19 protein-coding genes and 1 other annotated feature are annotated in these 16,848 nt (G+C 47.3%); of the genes, 8 read left to right on the forward strand and 11 right to left on the reverse strand.

The features are described from left to right. Nucleotides 1–71: 71 nt before the first annotated feature. Nucleotides 72–1,454, reverse strand: a complete 1,383-nt coding sequence (locus HMPREF1863_RS04065) for a L,D-transpeptidase family protein (protein WP_068367630.1) — start codon at nt 1,452–1,454, stop codon at nt 72–74. A gap of 140 nt (nt 1,455–1,594) precedes the next feature. Here HMPREF1863_RS04065 and HMPREF1863_RS04070 point away from each other — a divergent pair, with 140 nt between their 5' ends. Further along, nucleotides 1,595–2,359, forward strand: coding sequence for an IclR family transcriptional regulator (locus HMPREF1863_RS04070; protein WP_068367632.1), 765 nt, complete (start codon nt 1,595–1,597; stop codon nt 2,357–2,359). 51 nt (nt 2,360–2,410) lie between these two features. Here HMPREF1863_RS04070 and HMPREF1863_RS04075 read toward each other — a convergent pair whose 3' ends face one another. From HMPREF1863_RS04075 to HMPREF1863_RS04100, 6 genes are all read right to left on the reverse strand, one after another. Continuing rightward, on the reverse strand, nt 2,411–3,838 hold the full coding sequence (locus HMPREF1863_RS04075; protein ID WP_068367634.1) for an NCS2 family permease: 1,428 nt from the start codon (nt 3,836–3,838) through the stop codon (nt 2,411–2,413). Nucleotides 3,839–3,889: 51 nt separating this feature from the next. Next, on the reverse strand, nt 3,890–4,219 hold the full coding sequence (locus HMPREF1863_RS04080) for a branched-chain amino acid transporter permease (protein WP_068367636.1): 330 nt from the start codon (nt 4,217–4,219) through the stop codon (nt 3,890–3,892). After that, nucleotides 4,209–4,886, reverse strand: coding sequence for an AzlC family ABC transporter permease (locus HMPREF1863_RS04085; protein ID WP_068367637.1), 678 nt, complete (start codon nt 4,884–4,886; stop codon nt 4,209–4,211). Before HMPREF1863_RS04085 ends, HMPREF1863_RS04080 begins: the two co-directional genes overlap by 11 nt. A 243-nt stretch (nt 4,887–5,129) precedes the next feature. Beyond that, the gene (gene rplL, locus HMPREF1863_RS04090; protein ID WP_068367639.1) at nt 5,130–5,519 is read right to left on the reverse strand and encodes a 50S ribosomal protein L7/L12; all 390 of its coding nucleotides are present in this window, start codon (nt 5,517–5,519) and stop codon (nt 5,130–5,132) included. Between the two features lie 29 nt (nt 5,520–5,548). After that, nucleotides 5,549–6,085 (reverse strand): 50S ribosomal protein L10, encoded by a 537-nt coding sequence (rplJ, locus tag HMPREF1863_RS04095; protein ID WP_068367641.1) that lies wholly within the window; start codon nt 6,083–6,085, stop codon nt 5,549–5,551. Between the two features lie 18 nt (nt 6,086–6,103). Further along, nucleotides 6,104–6,220 (reverse strand) — a sequence feature (ribosomal protein L10 leader region). Nucleotides 6,221–6,264: 44 nt separating this feature from the next. Beyond that, complete coding sequence (locus tag HMPREF1863_RS04100; protein ID WP_068367643.1) at nt 6,265–7,467, reverse strand: aminoacetone oxidase family FAD-binding enzyme; 1,203 nt, start codon at nt 7,465–7,467, stop codon at nt 6,265–6,267. A 76-nt stretch (nt 7,468–7,543) separates the two neighbouring features. Here HMPREF1863_RS04100 and pepT point away from each other — a divergent pair, with 76 nt between their 5' ends. Further along, nucleotides 7,544–8,761, forward strand: a complete 1,218-nt coding sequence (gene pepT / locus HMPREF1863_RS04105; RefSeq protein WP_068367644.1) for a peptidase T — start codon at nt 7,544–7,546, stop codon at nt 8,759–8,761. Between the two features lie 48 nt (nt 8,762–8,809). On the opposite strand, the gene HMPREF1863_RS04110 is transcribed toward pepT, so the two are convergent. The 3 genes from HMPREF1863_RS04110 to HMPREF1863_RS04120 form a co-directional block, all read right to left on the reverse strand. After that, on the reverse strand, nt 8,810–9,754 hold the full coding sequence (locus tag HMPREF1863_RS04110) for an NADH:flavin oxidoreductase (RefSeq protein WP_083508508.1): 945 nt from the start codon (nt 9,752–9,754) through the stop codon (nt 8,810–8,812). A 56-nt stretch (nt 9,755–9,810) separates the two neighbouring features. Then, nucleotides 9,811–9,990, reverse strand: a complete 180-nt coding sequence (locus HMPREF1863_RS04115) for a rubredoxin (RefSeq protein WP_407705199.1) — start codon at nt 9,988–9,990, stop codon at nt 9,811–9,813. Nucleotides 9,991–10,055: 65 nt separating this feature from the next. Then, nucleotides 10,056–10,385 carry a rhodanese-like domain-containing protein gene (locus HMPREF1863_RS04120; RefSeq protein WP_198142711.1) on the reverse strand — a complete coding sequence of 110 codons (330 nt, stop codon included), beginning with the start codon at nt 10,383–10,385 and terminating at the stop codon, nt 10,056–10,058. Between the two features lie 135 nt (nt 10,386–10,520). On the opposite strand from HMPREF1863_RS04120, the gene nadA reads away from it, so the two are divergent. From nadA to ymfI, 5 genes are all read left to right on the forward strand, one after another. Continuing rightward, nucleotides 10,521–11,417 carry a quinolinate synthase NadA gene (gene nadA / locus HMPREF1863_RS04125; protein WP_068367646.1) on the forward strand — a complete coding sequence of 299 codons (897 nt, stop codon included), beginning with the start codon at nt 10,521–10,523 and terminating at the stop codon, nt 11,415–11,417. Between the two features lie 22 nt (nt 11,418–11,439). Further along, a complete protein-coding gene (gene nadC, locus HMPREF1863_RS04130) occupies nt 11,440–12,297 on the forward strand; it encodes a carboxylating nicotinate-nucleotide diphosphorylase (RefSeq protein ID WP_068367648.1) in 858 nt (285 codons plus the stop codon). After that, a complete protein-coding gene (locus tag HMPREF1863_RS04135) occupies nt 12,284–12,799 on the forward strand; it encodes a transcription repressor NadR (RefSeq protein WP_068367650.1) in 516 nt (171 codons plus the stop codon). The genes nadC and HMPREF1863_RS04135 overlap by 14 nt, the downstream gene beginning before the upstream one ends. 10 nt (nt 12,800–12,809) lie before the next feature. Beyond that, on the forward strand, nt 12,810–13,613 hold the full coding sequence (locus HMPREF1863_RS04140) for an aspartate dehydrogenase domain-containing protein (protein WP_068367652.1): 804 nt from the start codon (nt 12,810–12,812) through the stop codon (nt 13,611–13,613). Between the two features lie 108 nt (nt 13,614–13,721). After that, a complete protein-coding gene (ymfI, locus tag HMPREF1863_RS04145; RefSeq protein WP_068367760.1) occupies nt 13,722–14,450 on the forward strand; it encodes an elongation factor P 5-aminopentanone reductase in 729 nt (242 codons plus the stop codon). Nucleotides 14,451–14,521: 71 nt separating this feature from the next. Here the strand turns inward: ymfI and HMPREF1863_RS04150 are convergent, their stop codons facing one another. Next, a complete protein-coding gene (locus HMPREF1863_RS04150) occupies nt 14,522–15,664 on the reverse strand; it encodes an acyl-CoA dehydrogenase family protein (RefSeq protein WP_068367654.1) in 1,143 nt (380 codons plus the stop codon). A 215-nt stretch (nt 15,665–15,879) separates the two neighbouring features. Between HMPREF1863_RS04150 and bioB the strand changes: the two genes are divergently transcribed. Next, nucleotides 15,880–16,830, forward strand: coding sequence for a biotin synthase BioB (bioB, locus tag HMPREF1863_RS04155; RefSeq protein WP_068367656.1), 951 nt, complete (start codon nt 15,880–15,882; stop codon nt 16,828–16,830). Nucleotides 16,831–16,848: the final 18 nt, after the last annotated feature.

A 16,848-nucleotide genomic window follows, 5' to 3' on the forward strand; every position in this document is an offset into this window, starting at 1 on the left:
ATGCTGAATTGTTCTTTTCACTTTTTTTTGACAGAAAATTCGGACATAAAAAAAGCACTGAAAAGTGCTTTTTAAATGGCGTGTTTTGATGAATTGTAAACAATTACCGGCATGCCTTCAAAGGCATTTTCATAGAATATAGCCGCCTTTTTTGATGGCGTGTTGACGCAACCGTGGCTTCCGCCGCCGAGGTAAATTTTACCGCCGAAACTGCCGCGCCAATTGGCATCGTGAATTCCGCAGCCCGTCCAGTTGAAAGGCATCCAATATTTAACATAGCTCTTCCATGTTTCGCCGGTTAAATAGCGGTTGCGCTCTTTCATCCAAACTTCTTGTGTTCCCGTCGGCGTGCCATTGCCTTGATAAGGATTCCCCGTTACAACAGGGGATTCTACGACTAAATTGCCGTCTTTGTAGAGCCACATGTGCTGTCTCGCAATGTCGATTTCGATGTAGCTGTTGCCCAAGTCGTTTACATTGCGACTTTGAGCTTTCCGTTTGTACACAGGCTCCATGGTTTGACTTTGCTTTTTATTAATGGCTTCCAGTAGCTGCTTACGGGTTTCCTTTTGGTCGATCTGCCAGCCGTAAATGCCACCTTGAATGCGCATCATGGCGCCGCCTGTCGCTTGAAACTCTCTCGTGCCGCGGAAGGTGTCGTATTTTTGCGCAAGATTTGCCACGTATGTCTTGATCTTTGCTTCGTCGGGTTCGAGGGAACCGTCGTCCCTTTGTTTATAGAGCTGAATTAAATCTTGGCCGCCCAATGTCTCTTCCCGATCGGAAAAATTATATTTCAGCGTAAAGCCTTCGATTTCATTCATGCTGGCCACGTGGTTTTTCATGTGATCCAAATCTTCTGCGGGAGCCGCTTCCAGATAAACTTTCGCCTTGTCCGCATCCATGACCTTGTCTTGTTTGTGGAATGAAGCGAGAACGGCGCGCTTAAGCTTGGGCCCGTCGACGCGAGTACCGGGCTTGGCATCGGCGATGTAGTATCCCTTATCGTCTGCATAGGCGATTTGTTGAGGGACAGGATCGGTAATGTCTCCGTCGGTCACCATATGAAGATAGGCCAATTTGTTTTCCAATTTTTCATCGCTGTAATCAATTTTCGTAGCGACCTTAAAATCTTTTTTTACAAACGCGAGCACCGGCCATCCCCAGGGATTGGCACCCTTTTCTTTAAAGGTCGGCATGGTTTCCACATAATCGATGTCTTTTGCGGAAATAGTATCTTTTTTGTCGCCACGACCGTTGATCGTCAGGGTGTAGTCTTTCCAGGAATTTTTGAAAGATTCCTTTAATTGGTTTTTCGGCATCAACGAAATGTCGGCACCGTTAACCGATGTGTTCGGCATATAAACTTGAGTAAAAACCAAAGCGCCTAAAACGTACACCAAGGCCAGAATTCCGAAAATAATAGCTAATACTTTTCCAACCGTATTTCTCATTTGCTTCTCCTTCTTACGCTCACTTGCATAGCTAATAGTGTACCAATAAATTTTTATGGGTTCAAGTTCGATTTAGACCTTTAATCTTCTAAAAATTAGGTATAATCTATGTAAGAGTAATTAGAGAAAAGAGGAGCGTTATGGAGAAAAATCCCCGAACAATACAATCCCTTGCCCGAGCATTTGCCATTTTGGATTGCTTCGATTCTGTCCATCCACGGCTCAGCATCACCGAAATAAGTGACATTGTAAAATTAAACGTCAACACTACCCGCGGTCTTGTCAATACCTTGGTCCACTTTCATTATTTGAGCCGCGACGAAGAAGATAACGACTACCACCTCGGCCTGGCCTTTATTCCTAAAGCCAATCTGGTGGAGGATCAATATTTGTTCCACATCAAAAATAAGATTCAACCCATGTTAAGAAAATGGGCCAACGCATTCAGCTTGAGTGCCAGGCTCAATATGATCGACGATGGCCAATTGATGACCGTGTTTACGGAAGTTCCCGACAACACGCGCTACATGATCATGACCCGCTCCAGAACACCTTTTCCCCTCCACGCCACGGCGTCGGGGAAAGCCTATTTAGCATCGCTGCCCGATTCCGTCATCGATACTTATATTAAAGATACACGCCTCGTTCAGTACACGGATTTAACCATTACGGCGCCGGAACAACTTCTGAGCGAAATTGAAAAAATCAGACATTGCGGCTACGCCCTCGAGATCGGCGAAATTAATGAAGGCATCGGATCCATTGCCTTTCCCATTTTCGACAAGCGGAAGGAATGTATCGGTACCATTTCCCTTTCAGGCGCCAACGAACAAATTTATGAAGAAGAAAAGACGGCCGCCGAAACCCTTTTCGGTTATTTAAATAATTTACAGCCATTAGGATAAAAAAATACCCTCCCCATGTTCTACAGCGAACTCGAGGAGGGCTTTTTTTATTTACGCCATGGCGAGATAGGCCATGAGGCAATAGTTAATAAGGAATAAAACAGTCGCGGCGATTAAAATCGGGTGAAGTTTTTTGGCTTTTCCTTGTACGATCATAACGATGCAGTAGAAAATAAATCCTGCGGCGATGCCGTTGCTGATGGAGTAGCTGAGGCCCATGAAAATCGAAGCGAAGAAAGCGGGAACGGCCACTTCCAAATTCGTCCATTCGATTTCTTTAAAGCCGGAACACATCATAATGCCGACGATAATCAACACCGGCGCCGTAGCTTGTGCCGGCACAAGACCTGCCACCGGCGCAATAAAGATCGACGCTAAGAAGAGTGCCGCCGTTACCGTGGAAGTAAGGCCTGTACGTCCGCCGGCGCCAATACCTGCCGCACTTTCGACGAAGGTCGTCGTGTTACTCGTACCGACAATCGAACCGATAACCGTTCCGACGGAATCGGCGAAGAGGGCTTTGTCCAGCTTGGATTTAAATCCGGAGCTGTTTTGCATATTGCTAATATCGTCTTCGCTGAAAATTCCCGTGCGACGGCCGGTACCGATAAAGGTGCCCAACGTGTCGAAGGTGTCGCTTAAGGAGAAGGCGAAGATCGTCATTAAAACGAGAGGAATACGACTCGGATCACTGAACAGACCGATTAAGCCTTCTTTTCCGAGGGCCACACCGAAAACCGTGGAAAGATCGTGGAAAGAACTTGCCACTGTCGGCGTTTCGGAAAGTTTCGTAAGATCGACGACGCCGAAAGGAATCCCGAGAAGAGTGGTAGCAGCGATGCTGATAATAATCGCGCCGCGCACATTTTTAATGACGAGCACGATGGTAATGAGGATGCCCACGAGGGCAAGTAACACGCCCGCTTGGTTAAAGTTGACGAGAGAGGGAACAGCTGCCGAGGAGGCGACGATGGTGCCGCCGTCGAGCGTTTGATAGGTTCCCGGATCCAATGTGAAGCTTAAAAGACCACAGTTTTTAATGCCGATGTAGGCGATAAAAACGCCGATGCCGCCGCTAATAGCGTGTTGCAACGACTCGGGGATGGCGGTAATAATCATTTTGCGAACTTTTGTTACCGTAATCAACACATTGATGATGCCGCACAAAAGTACCATGCCCAGCGCTTCTTTCCAGCTAAAGCCCAAACCGAAGACGACGGTATAGGTGAAAAAGGCGTTGAGTCCCATGCCCGGCGCAAGGGCGTAAGGCACATTGGCAAAAAGTCCCATGACCAAAGTGGAAACCACTGTAGCGATAATGGTCGCCAAGAAGACGGCGCCCCAAGGGATACCCGTTTGGGAAAGAATAGCGGGGTTTACGAAAATAATGTAGCTCATGGCAAAAAATGTCGTAATGCCGGCGAGCACTTCCGTAGAAACGTCAGTATTGTTTTCCCGAAGTTTAAAGAATGATTCCATGTTTTCCTCCTTATAAAAAAATTACCCAGTTAGTATACCAGACAAAAGCCTCTAGCGGAATACCTGTTGAATTAAAATCATATAAACCGCCGTTCCCATGACGATGGAAAGAATGGATTTTCTCTTCCACACATAACTTCCTGCCGTTACGACGCATGCAATGGTAAGGGGCAAGTAGCCGGACACACTGTCAAAGGTCATGGTGCGCAGACAATAAATTACGAGCAGGGCCATCATGGAATAGGGCAAAAGATTCCCAAGGTCTCTTACTATTTTGGGAATCGTGTTGCGACGGGAAAAGAAAAATAAAGGAAACATTCGAATACCGAAGGTAATAGCAATGACAATACCGATGGCGATATACACTTCTTTAGTTGACATATTTCCTCCTATAGTAAAGATTTCCCATTAAAATGATGACCATAGCGGGCAGTATAAAATTCCCCGGACCGAACAACAAGACGGCGAGTAGGGATCCTGCCAAACCTAAAATCGACGGGAAGTGATGATCCGTCCCCTTCCACTGCTCGATAAATGTGGTAATAAAAAGCGCCGTCATCATAAACTCGATGCCCTCTACATTAATGGGAATGACACTTCCGAGGAGCGCCCCTATAAGCGTGCCGAGCACCCAATAGCTGTAATCTAAAAGTCCGATGGCGAGCATATCGTCGGGCGTCGCCATGCCTCCGTCTTCCCCCGAACTAATGTAGAGAGAAAAGGTTTCGTCGCTACACACGTGGGTGATAAGTAATTTACGCCAAAAAGGCTCCTTCTCCAGTGGTTTTAAAAGGGAAATGGTGTAAAACAAATATCTCAAATTAATAGAGAATGCCAAAATAACGAGTTCGATCACCACAAGAGGTTGAGCGAACAAACTCACCATGGCAAATTGCATGGCGCCGGCACAAATACCGCCGCTCATTAATACGCTTACGAAAGTGGAACGGCCTACGGATCGAATTAAAACGCCGAATCCCATTCCCATAAGCAAGTAACTGATTAATAAAGGAATAGTCTTTGGAAAGACCTTTTTAAATTCCCTCATACTCCCTCCTCATCCTTTTTCTTTGAATCATACAATGATTATACACGTTATGAAAATAAAAGGCATGAAAAAGTTCGAGAAAACGGCTAAATTTCAACACTTTATTAGGTTAGCATATATGCCGTGCTACTATGGGGTTGAACTAAATTCTTCGATCAAAAAAGCTATTTCCCTCTTCGGCCATGGTTTCCTCCATAGAAAAAGCCCCCATCCCGAAGGATGAGGGCTTTTAATAAGCAATGCTTATTTTACTTCTACAGTTGCGCCGACTTCTTCTAATTTAGCTTTGATTTCGTCAGCTTCTTCTTTGTTTGCGCCTTCTTTGAGGGGCTTCGGAGCGCCGTCAACTAAAGCTTTTGCGTCTTTTAAGCCAAGGCCGGTGATGTCTTTAACGACTTTGATAACCTTAACTTTTTCTTGACCTGCAGATGCAAGAATAACGTCGAATTCAGATTTTTCTTCGCCTGCTGCTGCGGGAGCGCCTGCTGCGGGAGCGCCTGCTGCTGCAACAGCAACGGGAGCTTGTGCGCTTACGCCGAATTCTTCTTCTAATGCGCTAACTAAGTCAGCAAGTTCGATAACGGTTAAATTTTTGATCTCTTCAATAAGAGCGGTTACTTTTTCAGATGCCATGTTATATTACCTCCATGTACTTTTTGCCCTTAGGCAGTTTCTTCTTCTTTCTTTTCACGAATTTGATCAAGCGCAACGGCAAGACCTCTGATGTTTCCGGAAAGGACAGTTGCCAGTCCTTGGAGCGGAGCATTTAAGCTGCCAAGTAATTGTGCAACGAGAACTTCGCGGCTCGGTAGTTTTGCAAGTGCTTTAACTTCGTCAACACTTACGATTTTACCGTCTAACACGCCGGCTTTGAGTTCCAAACGATCGTTGTCTTCGGCAAAGTCATTAAGAATTTTAGCCGGTTGAACGGCGTCTTCAATACCGAATGCGACGGCCGTAGGACCTGCGAGAAATTCTTCGGCGCCTTCAATGCCTAAATCGCTGAATGCACGTTTCATCATGGTGTTTTTGTACACCTTGTAATCTACGCCGTTTTCACGAAGATTCTTTCTGAGTTCAGTCACTTCGGCGACGTTTAAGCCTTTGTTGTCGACGAAAACAATCGATTGAGACTTCTCGATCTTTTCCTTAATCTCATTGACGAGATTAATTTTCGATTGGAGTAGCTCTTCTTTCACAGATTCACCTCCTCATTTTTTTACAATAAAAAATCACATTGCAGACACAATGCGAGTACTAAAATCAGATTCAGTAACCTCGGCAGGAAATTAAGGCAAGCCACCTGCTGTCTGCGGTTTTAACTACTACATAGTACCAGAGAAGACCTTCGTTGTAAAGGTCTTTTCCGTTTTTTATTTTATTTTTTTAAAATCGATTCCGCTACACGGTGAGCACCTGCCAGGGCCCAGTGAATATTATAGCCGCCGCAATCCCCGTCTACATCGAGGACTTCGCCCATGGCGTAAAGACCTTCTACACGTTTCGATTCCAGATGATCGGTAAATTCATCGATCCGAATGCCGCCGCAGGTGACCTGGGCATAATCGAAACCTCGAACCCCTTTAACTTCCAAAGAAAAATCGAAAAGCAAATCCAAGAGTTTGGTGCGCAGATCGAACTCCAACGAATCCATCGTGTCGCTACCTTTGATCCCACATTCTTTTAAGATCACGTGGACCCACTTTTTCGACACGACGCCTTCTAGAAAAGATTCCACCGTATCGGGCAAGTAGCTGCGTCCTTCTAAATACTCTCGGTAATGTTCAGTCTGTTCCAAATGATTGAGCATGGGAAAAGATACTCTGTACTTCCCGGGGGACTCTCCGACTTTCCGCGCCAGATCCAATACGGGCGGGCCGCTTACCCCGTCTTTTGCCAGTAAAATTTCGCCCTTTCGCCGATCGATTTCAATTTCGTCTTTTAAAAGAGCGATCGTCCCTTCGATTTTCGTGCCGCTTAAATGGGCGAGATAAGGCGACTGACAAACGAGGGCGGAAATGCCCGGGAATGTGCGCGTTTTGTTATGTCCGAATCCTTCTAACAAAGCGTAACCTTTGCCGTCGCTTCCCGATTCGGGCATGGCGAGGCCGCCTGTCGCCACCACAACGGTATCTGCGCAGTAAGTCGTTTCATTGCTATGAATCAAAAAGCCCTTTTTATTTTTCTCGATCTTGGCGATAAAAGTATCGGTTACCTCCACGCCGCCCCACTCCGAAAAGCGACGCCTCAAGGCGTTTAGGACCGTTTGTGATTGAAGGGTGCGGGGGTAAAGTTTGCCCCTATCTTCTTCCACTAAATCGATTCCCAAGTTTTCAAAGAAAAGATCCCGCACCTCGGGAGAAAAAGTTTTACTCGGATCGAAGGGAATCGTCCCCCGGCTGTGAAAATGGCGGCGATCCAGATCCACATTGCTTACATTGGCGCGGCCATTTCCCGTGGCCAGGAGTTTTTTACCCACTCTGTTTTTACGCTCGTAAATCGTAACCTCGACGCCTTCTCTCGCCAAAAGCACGCCTAAACACAAGCCGCTTACGCCGCCGCCGATAATGCCCACGGACATGGCGCACCTCCTTTCAAATTAATGCGAGTATAGCACGTGTTTGTGCTACAATACAAGGTAGATCAAAGGAGGTATTATGAATCTTACAGAACGTTTAACAAAATACGTGAAAGTCTATACTACAAGTGATGAAAACTCCGAAACTTTCCCTTCGACGAAACGCCAATTTGATTTGGCACATATTCTCGTCGATGAATTAAAGGAACTGGGCTTAAAAGATGCTTCCGTCGACGAATACGGTTACGTCACCGCCCACTTAGACGGTAATACGGACAAAAAAATGCCTACTTTAGGCTTGCTTGCCCACATGGACACCTCCCCCGCCGCCAAAGGCGAAAATGTCAATCCCCAAATCGTTCACTACGAAGGCGGCGACATCGTACTCAATAAAGACAAAAACATCGTGCTTTCGCCGGAAGATTTCCCCGCCCTCGACGACGTGGTGGGATTGGACCTTATGGTCACCGACGGCACCACTCTTTTAGGCGCCGACGACAAGGCCGGCATCGCCATTATTATGGATACGTTAAAGACCGTTATCGAAAAAAATCTTCCCCACGGTCCGCTCGCCATCGGCTTTACCCCCGATGAAGAAATCGGCCGCGGCGTCGACAAATTCGACGTGGAAAAATTCGGCGCCGACATCGCCTTTACATTAGACGGCTCTCGCCTCGGCGAAGTACAATACGAATGCTTCCACGCCGTCAGCGGCAAAGTGGATATTCAAGGCGTAAGCGTCCACCCGGGATCGGCTAAAGGCCAAATGATCAACGCCATTGCCCTCGGCATGGAACTTGACGGCATGCTCCCCGAACAAATGCGCCCGCAATACACTGAAGGCTACGAAGGTTTCTTCCATCTCGATCAATTCCGCGGCAATGTGGAACAAGCGGAAATGATTTACATTATCCGCGATTTCGATGCAAAGAAAGTGGAAAAAATGTGCACCATTTTTGAATCCGCCGTGGATTTCCTCAATACGAAATACGGCGATCGCGTCAAGCTTACATTGGACGAAACCTACCGCAACATGCGCGAAAAAATCGAACCTCATATGGATTTAATCGATCTTTGCGTCGACGTTATGAAAGAAGAAGGCATCGAACCTGTCGTCGAACCCATTCGCGGCGGTACCGACGGCAGTAAACTTTCCTGGATGGGGCTGCCCACTCCCAACCTTTTCACCGGTGGCATGAACTTCCACGGCCCCTACGAATACATCCCCATTCAACACATGGAAAAAGGAAGAGACTTCCTCGTAAGCCTACTCCAAGCCATGGAAAAACGAGCATAACTTTACGCAATCAAAAAGCCCTCGCTAAGCGAGGGTTTTTGTGTGCTCTTATTTTCCCCAATCGGGGTTTTGTAAAAAGGCGCGGCCGATGCCGATAAGATCGGCCTTATTGTCTTTCAGCAATGTATCCGCTTCTTCTTTCGTCTTGACGCCTCCTGTAACCATTACGGGGACGCGCGCTTTTTCTTTTACCGCAGCGGAAAGATCGCCGAACCACCCGGGCTCGTCGTGTCCCCCACGTACATAGCCCGTCATACCGCCGGTCATATCCAATAAGCAGGCGCCCGCTTCTTCAAAACGCAATGCCGCCTCTACCCCTTCTTCGATCGTGGTGCCGCCCGCAATGGTTTCGATACCGCCGATGCGCACGGCAATAGGATAATCGCCTACCGCTTTTTTTATGGCGCCGAAAACTTCCAGGGGATACTTTACCCGGTCCTTTCCGTAATCGTCGTCTCTGAAATTCGTAAGAGGCGACAAAAATTGATTGAGCAAATAACCGTGGGCCACGTGAAGCTCCACGCCGTCGTAGCCCCCTTTCTTGGCGCGAAGGGCCGCCGCTGCAAAAGCCTCTTTAATTCGCGAGAAATCGTCCGCCGTCATTAAACGGGACACTTTATCCCATGGCCTTTTCGCCACGGCGATGGGATCCGCTCCCGTGTACTCCCGCCGTGTCTTTATGCCGGCGTGATTGAGCTGGAGAAAGTATTGAGCGTCGGGGCGAATGCGTTTCATAGCCTCCACTAATTTTTTATGTCCTTCCACATGGACATCTTTTGCGAGGGAAAGTTGCTTCGGACTCGCCTTTCCCCATTCTTCCACAAAGGCGTGTTCCAAAATAAAAAGTCCGAAGTTCGGATTTTTCACCATCTTTTCGTAATAGGCGATCATGCCGCCTGTCACCTCTCCTGTCGCCGTGTCTTCTGTCGCCATAGGCGGCATGACATAAGGCGATGACAATAAGCGTTCGTTTATTTTAATCCTTGTCTCCACATCATGCTCCTTATTGATAAAACCCTCGTAATAAAAAACACCCCGCAGGGTGTCTCTTATTTTTCTTCTACCTTTTCAAACATCCAAATGGACGCGCCGCATTTCGGGCAGGTCCAATCTTCAGGGAGTTCTTTAAAGGGAATACCCGGCTTAATGCCGTAATCGGGAACACCTTCCGATGGATCGTAAATAAAACCGCAAGGTTTGCAACGATAAATGCTCATGTCTTTTGCCATAGTATGCCTCCTTTTTCTTATACTATCATACCCTTTGCCCGGTTTTTAACGCAAGAATAAAGAACTTATCCCCTTATCGTGGGCCCCGTATAGTTCATCATGCCGCCTTCCATATTGACGCATTGGAAACCTTGAGAACTTAAAAGGGCGCAGGCCTTGCCGCTACGATTGCCCGAGCGACAAATGACATAGATCACGTCATCTTTCGGCAGGTGATCCATTTCATCGGGAAGTTGTCCCAGGGGAATTAAATGGGCCCCCTCAATAATGCCCTCTGCCGTTTCATCGGGCTCTCTCACGTCGAGCAAAAAAGGATTTTCCAGGGTATCGACTTGATTTATATCCATAGATGGGAAAGACGGTTTCCCGTTATTTAGAAACTTAAAAATATTCATAAGACCTCCTTTCTTAAATTATAGCCTTCGCACAAAAAAGAAACAATTTTAAAACTTACTGTCATGACAGTTGTATAGTCTTGTGGTATGATGTTGTTTGTTCAGCACGACACGCTATGATTCTAAGGAGTTTTTATGGAAATCAATACCATCGAACGTTTGAAAAAAGAAAAAAATGCCGTCATTCTCGCCCACTATTATGTGGACGGCGATGTGCAGGCAGCAGCTGATGTAGTCGGCGATTCCTTTACCCTCGCCAAGCTCGCCACCAATTTGGATGCAGAGCATATTATTATGGCAGGCGTGGAATTTATGGGCGAAACGGTAAAAATTTTAAATCCCGACAAGCACGTTTACTTGCCGGATCTCGACGCCGATTGCCCCATGGCCCACATGGTACAAGTGGAAAAAATCGAGGAGATGCGCAAACAATATCCGGATCTCGCCGTGGTTTGCTACGTCAATTCTACCGCCGACATTAAGGCTCATTCCGATTACTGTTGCACCTCGTCCAATGCGGCGAAGATCGTCTCAGCCATCGATAGCGATACGATCTTTTTTATCCCCGACGGCAATTTAGGGCGCAATATTCAAGGCCAATTCCCCGACAAAACCTTTATTAATAACGACGGATGCTGCCCGGTTCACGATCAAATGACCCCGGAAAAAATCGTCAATTTAAAAAATGCGTACCCCGACGCCGCCGTCTTTGCCCATCCCGAATGTAAACCGGAAGTTTTGGAACACGTGGATTACAAGGGAAGTACCAAGGGTATTTTAAAGGCAGTAGGCGACTTGGACCGTGACGTCAATATTATTATTACGGAACAAGGACTTTTATACGAATTGGAAAAGAACTATCCGAATAAGAAATTCATCTTTCCCGACATGATCTGCGAAGGCATGAAGAAAGTCACCAACGAAAAAATCGCCGCCATTTTAGAAAAAGGTATTAACGAAATCCACGTGGATCCTGCTCTCGCCGAACGGGCGAAGCTTCCTCTGGATCGCATGCTCGCCATTTGCAATTAATTCGCCACAGAAAGGGGTTTGTATGACCTTCGGCTTACCGCATTTTTTAATCGATCCCATTATTTTCGATGCACTGAAAGAAGATATTAACGAAGAGGATTTTTCCACCAACAGCGTCGTCGACGAAGACGCCACGGGAAGTGTGGATCTTCTGGCAAAGGAAGAGGGCATTCTCGCCGGCCTCCCCGTTTTCGAACGGGCTTTTCTTCTCCTCGACCAACGGACGAAGGTTTCATTTTTTAAAAAAGACGGCGATTCGGTAGAAAAGGGCGACAAAATCGCCACGATCTCCGGCCCCTTGCGCGCCCTTTTAACCGGCGAACGGGTCGCCTTAAATTTCCTGCAACGTATGTGCGGCATCGCCACCTACACCCGTCAAATGGCACTTGCTCTTGAAAACACTAACACGCAAATCGCCGACACGCGAAAAACGACGCCGAATTTCAGATTGTTTGCAAAATACGCCGTTCGCATCGGCGGCGGCACCAATCACCGCTACAATCTTTCCGACGGCGTCATGCTAAAAGACAATCACATCGCCGCTGCAGGCTCCATCGAAAATGCCGTGCGCTTGGCGAGGCGCTACACTTCCTTTATGAAAAAAATCGAAGTGGAAGTGGAAAACATGGACATGGTGAAAGAAGCCGTCGCCGCTAAGGCGGATATTATTATGCTCGATAATATGAGCCGCGAAGATATGAAATCGGCGGTGGATTACATTGCAGGCCGCGCCCTCGTGGAGCTTTCCGGCAATGTGACTCTCGAAAATATTAAAGACTACGGAGATTTGGGCGCCGATATTATTTCCAGCGGCTCCCTAACCCATTCCGCTCCGATTTTAGATCTTTCCATGAAAGGGCTTCGCCATGACCCAAAGTAAACAAGAAAGGCTTTCCGCTTTAAAAGACTATTTATCGCACGCCGAGCGCCCGGTTTCAGGGGACGATTTGGCAAAGCATTTTAATGTTTCCAGACAAGTTATTGTCGGCGATATTAGTTTGCTGCGCGCCAAAAATGTTCCCATTACATCTACCAATCGAGGCTACATGATGGAGGGAGCCGGCACCCTTTACCGCATCTTTAAATGCAAACATCGAGACGATCAAATCGTCGACGAATTGAACTTAATCGTGGATCTCGGGGCGAAAGTGGAAGATGTCTATGTCGAACACCGTATTTACGGCAAAGTGGAAGCGGAAATGAACATTAAGTCGAGAAAAGACGTTCGTCATTTTATGGATACTATTTACGACAGCGTGAGCACACCTCTTAAAAACATTACCAACGGCTACCACTTTCACACGATCTCCGCAGAGGATGAGGAGACACTGGAGGAAGTGCGTAGCGCATTGGATGCCCACGGTTTTCTCGTAAAAGAATAAAGGAGAACCTATGAAAAATATTGCCGTTATCGGCTACGGTGCGCTGGGGAAAATTTTAAACCGCGCCCTCGTCGAAAAACTCGGATCATCTTACAACCTAAGGGGAATTTACGACAGCGCCCTTGCTGAAAAATCTGTGATGGTCGCCGGAAAATCCATTCCCCTCTACCCCTCCTTCGACACCCTCTTAGAAGACGATACGGACATCGTCGTGGAAATTGCAGGTGTCGGCGCCGTAAAAGAATACATCACACCCCTTCTCGACGGGGGAAAAGATGTAGTGATTACATCGGTGGGCGCATTGGCAGATGAAGCCCTTTACGAGCACATTAAAAAGACAGCCGCAACCGCCGGCTGTAAAGTACACATTACCTCTGGCGCCATCGGCGGCTTCGACATTATGCGCACCCTCTTTTTAATGGGGGATACGACGAGCGAAATTCAAAGCACAAAAGCGCCGAAGAGTTTAAACGGCGCCCCTTATTTAAAGGGCGAGCTCTTGCCGGAACATGAAAAGTGCACGGCCTTCGAGGGAAATGCTCGAGAAGCCATTGCGGGCTTTCCCAAAAACACCAATGTTTCCGTGGCCACGGGCATCGTCACCAACGGCGCCGAACGCACCGGCGTCCGCTTGATCTCCGATCCCGAAAGCCGCGGCAATACCCATCGCGTGACGGTGGAAAATGATAAGGCCAAGGCCGTAGTGGAAATTACATCAAAGCCCGATCCGAGCAATCCGAAATCCAGCATTACGGCGGCGTGGAGCGTCGTCGCCCTTTTGGAAAACTTGGCATCGCCCATTCAATTTTTCTAAAGAGAAAGGTTCTAAAGCAGCCCATCTACCGCCTGCCTTAGAACCTTTTTTTATACCCTTTATTAAATTTATCTGGAAAACGAATCTAAAATGTGTTAAAAAATGGTTATGAAAACAGTTTTAATTACAGGCTCTTCACGGGGAATCGGAGCCGCCATTGCGAAAAAATTAAATCCTGAATACAAATTGGTCATTAGTTACCACAACAGCGAGGAGGCCGCCCTTCAGCTCCTCTCTGAACTGCGCAAAACCAATCCGCTCACTATCGCCGTCAAAGCCGACGTCAGCCGGGAAGAAGAGGTGGATTACTTATTCTATGTGGCGGAGAAAAATTTCGGCCACGTGGATATTCTCATAAACAATGCGGGAATTTCTCACTATTCTCTCCTCCAGGACATGTCCTTCGACAAATGGCAGGAGATCATCGCCACCAATCTGAATTCGGTTTTTTTAAGTTCCAAAAGAGCCCTTTCCCATATGCTTGCCCGTCACGAAGGGGTCATCATCAACATCAGCTCCATTTGGGGCGAAACAGGTGCAAGTATGGAAACCTGCTACTCCGCATCAAAAGGCGGTGTCAACGCCTTGACGAAAGCTCTGGCCTACGAACTGGCGCCCAGCGGCATTCGCGTCAATGCCGTGGCTCCCGGCATCGTCGATACCGATATGATGCGAAAAGATTTTAGCACGGAGGAGCTGGACACGTTGAAAGAGGACGTCGGCGTTTGCCGTTTTGCCAAACCCGAAGAAATCGCAAGTCTTGTAAAATACCTTATTTCCGACGAAGCCGGCTACATCACCGGAGATATTATTCCCATCGACGGAAGATTCCGTTAAATGAAGTATCGCAAAAAATAAAAAGCGGCAGGTGAGATTTCTCTCATCTACCGCTTTTTGCGTTCATTCCATTATTTGAAGACCGGTCCTTGAATGACCATACGTTGAATTTCGTTGGTGCCTTCGTAAATTTGCGTAATCTTAGCATCGCGCATCATACGTTCCACGTGGAATTCTTTCATATAGCCTTCCCCGCCCATTAATTGAATAGCTTCTGTTGTGACAGCCATAGCGGCGTCGGAGCAAAGAAGTTTTGCTTGAGCGCAAGCCTTGGGATCTTGAATGCCTTGATCTTCCAACCAAGCCGCTTTATAAAGCATAAGTTCCGCTTGATCGATGATGTTTCTGAGATCAACCGCTTTAAATGCGAGGTATTGATTTTTGTAAAGAGGTTTGCCAAATTGTTCACGTCTCTTCAAAAATTCGATGGCGTGAGCATAAGCGCCTTTTGCAATACCTAAAGCTTGTGCGGCTACGCCGACGCGGCCGCCGTTGAGCGTTTCCATAGCGAGCTTGAAGCCGTCGCCTTCTTCGCCGAGGCGAGCGGATGCGGGTACGACCATGTCGGTAAATTTAAGTTCGGCAACTTCCGCACTTCTAAGGCCCATTTTGTCTTCCAAACCGACCACTTCATATCCCGGTGTGTTGGTGGGAACCATAAAGGACGTAAGGCCCTTGGTGCCGGGAGCGTCAACATCGGTTTTAGCGACGAGCATGGCATAATCTGCCGTCTTGCCGTTGGTGATAAAACGTTTCGTACCGTTAATAATGTAATTGTCGCCGTCGCGAACCGCTACGGTTTGTACGCCGCTTGCGTCGCTACCTGCGTTCTTTTCAGTTAAAGCGAAGCAACCGGTAATGGAACCGTCAGCCACGCCGCCGATAAAGAATTTCTTTTGTTCTTCCGTGCCGTATTTTAAAATACCGCCGAGGAAGAGAGAAAGGGAAACGGAATATAGAACACAAAGAGATGCGTCCACTTTGCCTAATTCTTCAATAGTTAAAATATAGGACATATAGTCTTTTCCGAGACCGCCGTATTTTTTGTCGAATTGGAAACCGACAAAACCCGCTTTTACCATTTCCTGGTATTGTTCCATGGGGTAAATCGAGTTTTGATCCCGTTCGATGACGCCGGGAAGAACCCGTTCTTCGACGAATTTCCGCGCTCTTTCTTGCACTTCCAGATGTTCTTTAGATAAATTAAAATCCATTCTTTCCTCCTTAATATATGTTTTAAAAAAGATTTTTGTCGCTGAACTGCAACATGATAATCGTTTTCACTAATTATATACCTTCGAAAATATACAGTCAATTTAAATCGCACTCTTTTACTTTGATATTTTTGCTACTTTTAAATTTTAAGAAATTCCTATACAATTAGAATGTCGATTTCAGAATTCGAGCAGTTAAAACGAGGAGATATTACATGATACCCACGGAAAAAATTATAAAAGGCTACGAACTCCAACGGGAAGATGCCCTCTCACTTTACCATGAACCCTTACATACTTTAATGGAAAGCGCCGTCGCTATTCGACGCGCTCTGTTGGGAAACACATTCGATCTCTGCACCATTATGCGCGGTAGAAACGGCCACTGCTCGGAAGATTGTGCTTTTTGCGTGCAATCCTCTGTAAGCGAGGGCCGGGTGGATCTTTTAAACACCATCGACGACGAAAAAGTAATCGAAAACGCCAAATGCGCAGACGCTGCCGGCATTCGTCACTTTGCCCTCGTCTTTGCAGGGAGAAAGCTTTCGAAACGAGATGTGGAAAATGTAGCGCACCTTTATCGCCGGCTGAAACGGGAAACCAATCTCCGACTCTGCTTATCCGGCGGCTTATTGCATCGCGACGAATTGGCGCTGTTACAAGAAGCGGGCCTCGAACGACTACACAATAATCTGGAAACCTCTCGCCGCTACTTCCCTTCCATCTGCACGACCCATACCTACGACGAAAAAATTCAAACCATACAAGACGCCCAATCCTTAGGTATCGAAGTCTGCAGCGGCGGCATTTTTAATGTCGGCGAAACACGGGAAGATCGCGTGGATTTGGCACTCACCCTTCGGGGCCTCGGCATTCGATCGGTGCCCCTTAACATCCTAAGCCCTATGGAAGGAACGCCCCTTGCGGAACGACAGCCCATAGCCGAAGACGAATTCCTCCGCACAGTCGCCATCTTTCGTCACATTCTGCCGAACGCTTATTTGCGTCTTGCCGGAGGACGGCAACTCCTTTCGGGCGAAGGAGAAGCGACGCTACACGCCGGCATGAACGCCGCCATTACGGGCAATTTTTTAAATACAAAGGGCGCCGCCGAATCCTGCGATTTACAAATGATTCGCCGCCACCACTTTACGATTACGGTATAAAAAAAGACGGACTACCCG

It is taken from the genome of Aedoeadaptatus coxii, from assembly GCF_001553115.1.
Lineage (GTDB): Bacteria > Bacillota > Clostridia > Tissierellales > Peptoniphilaceae > Aedoeadaptatus > Aedoeadaptatus coxii.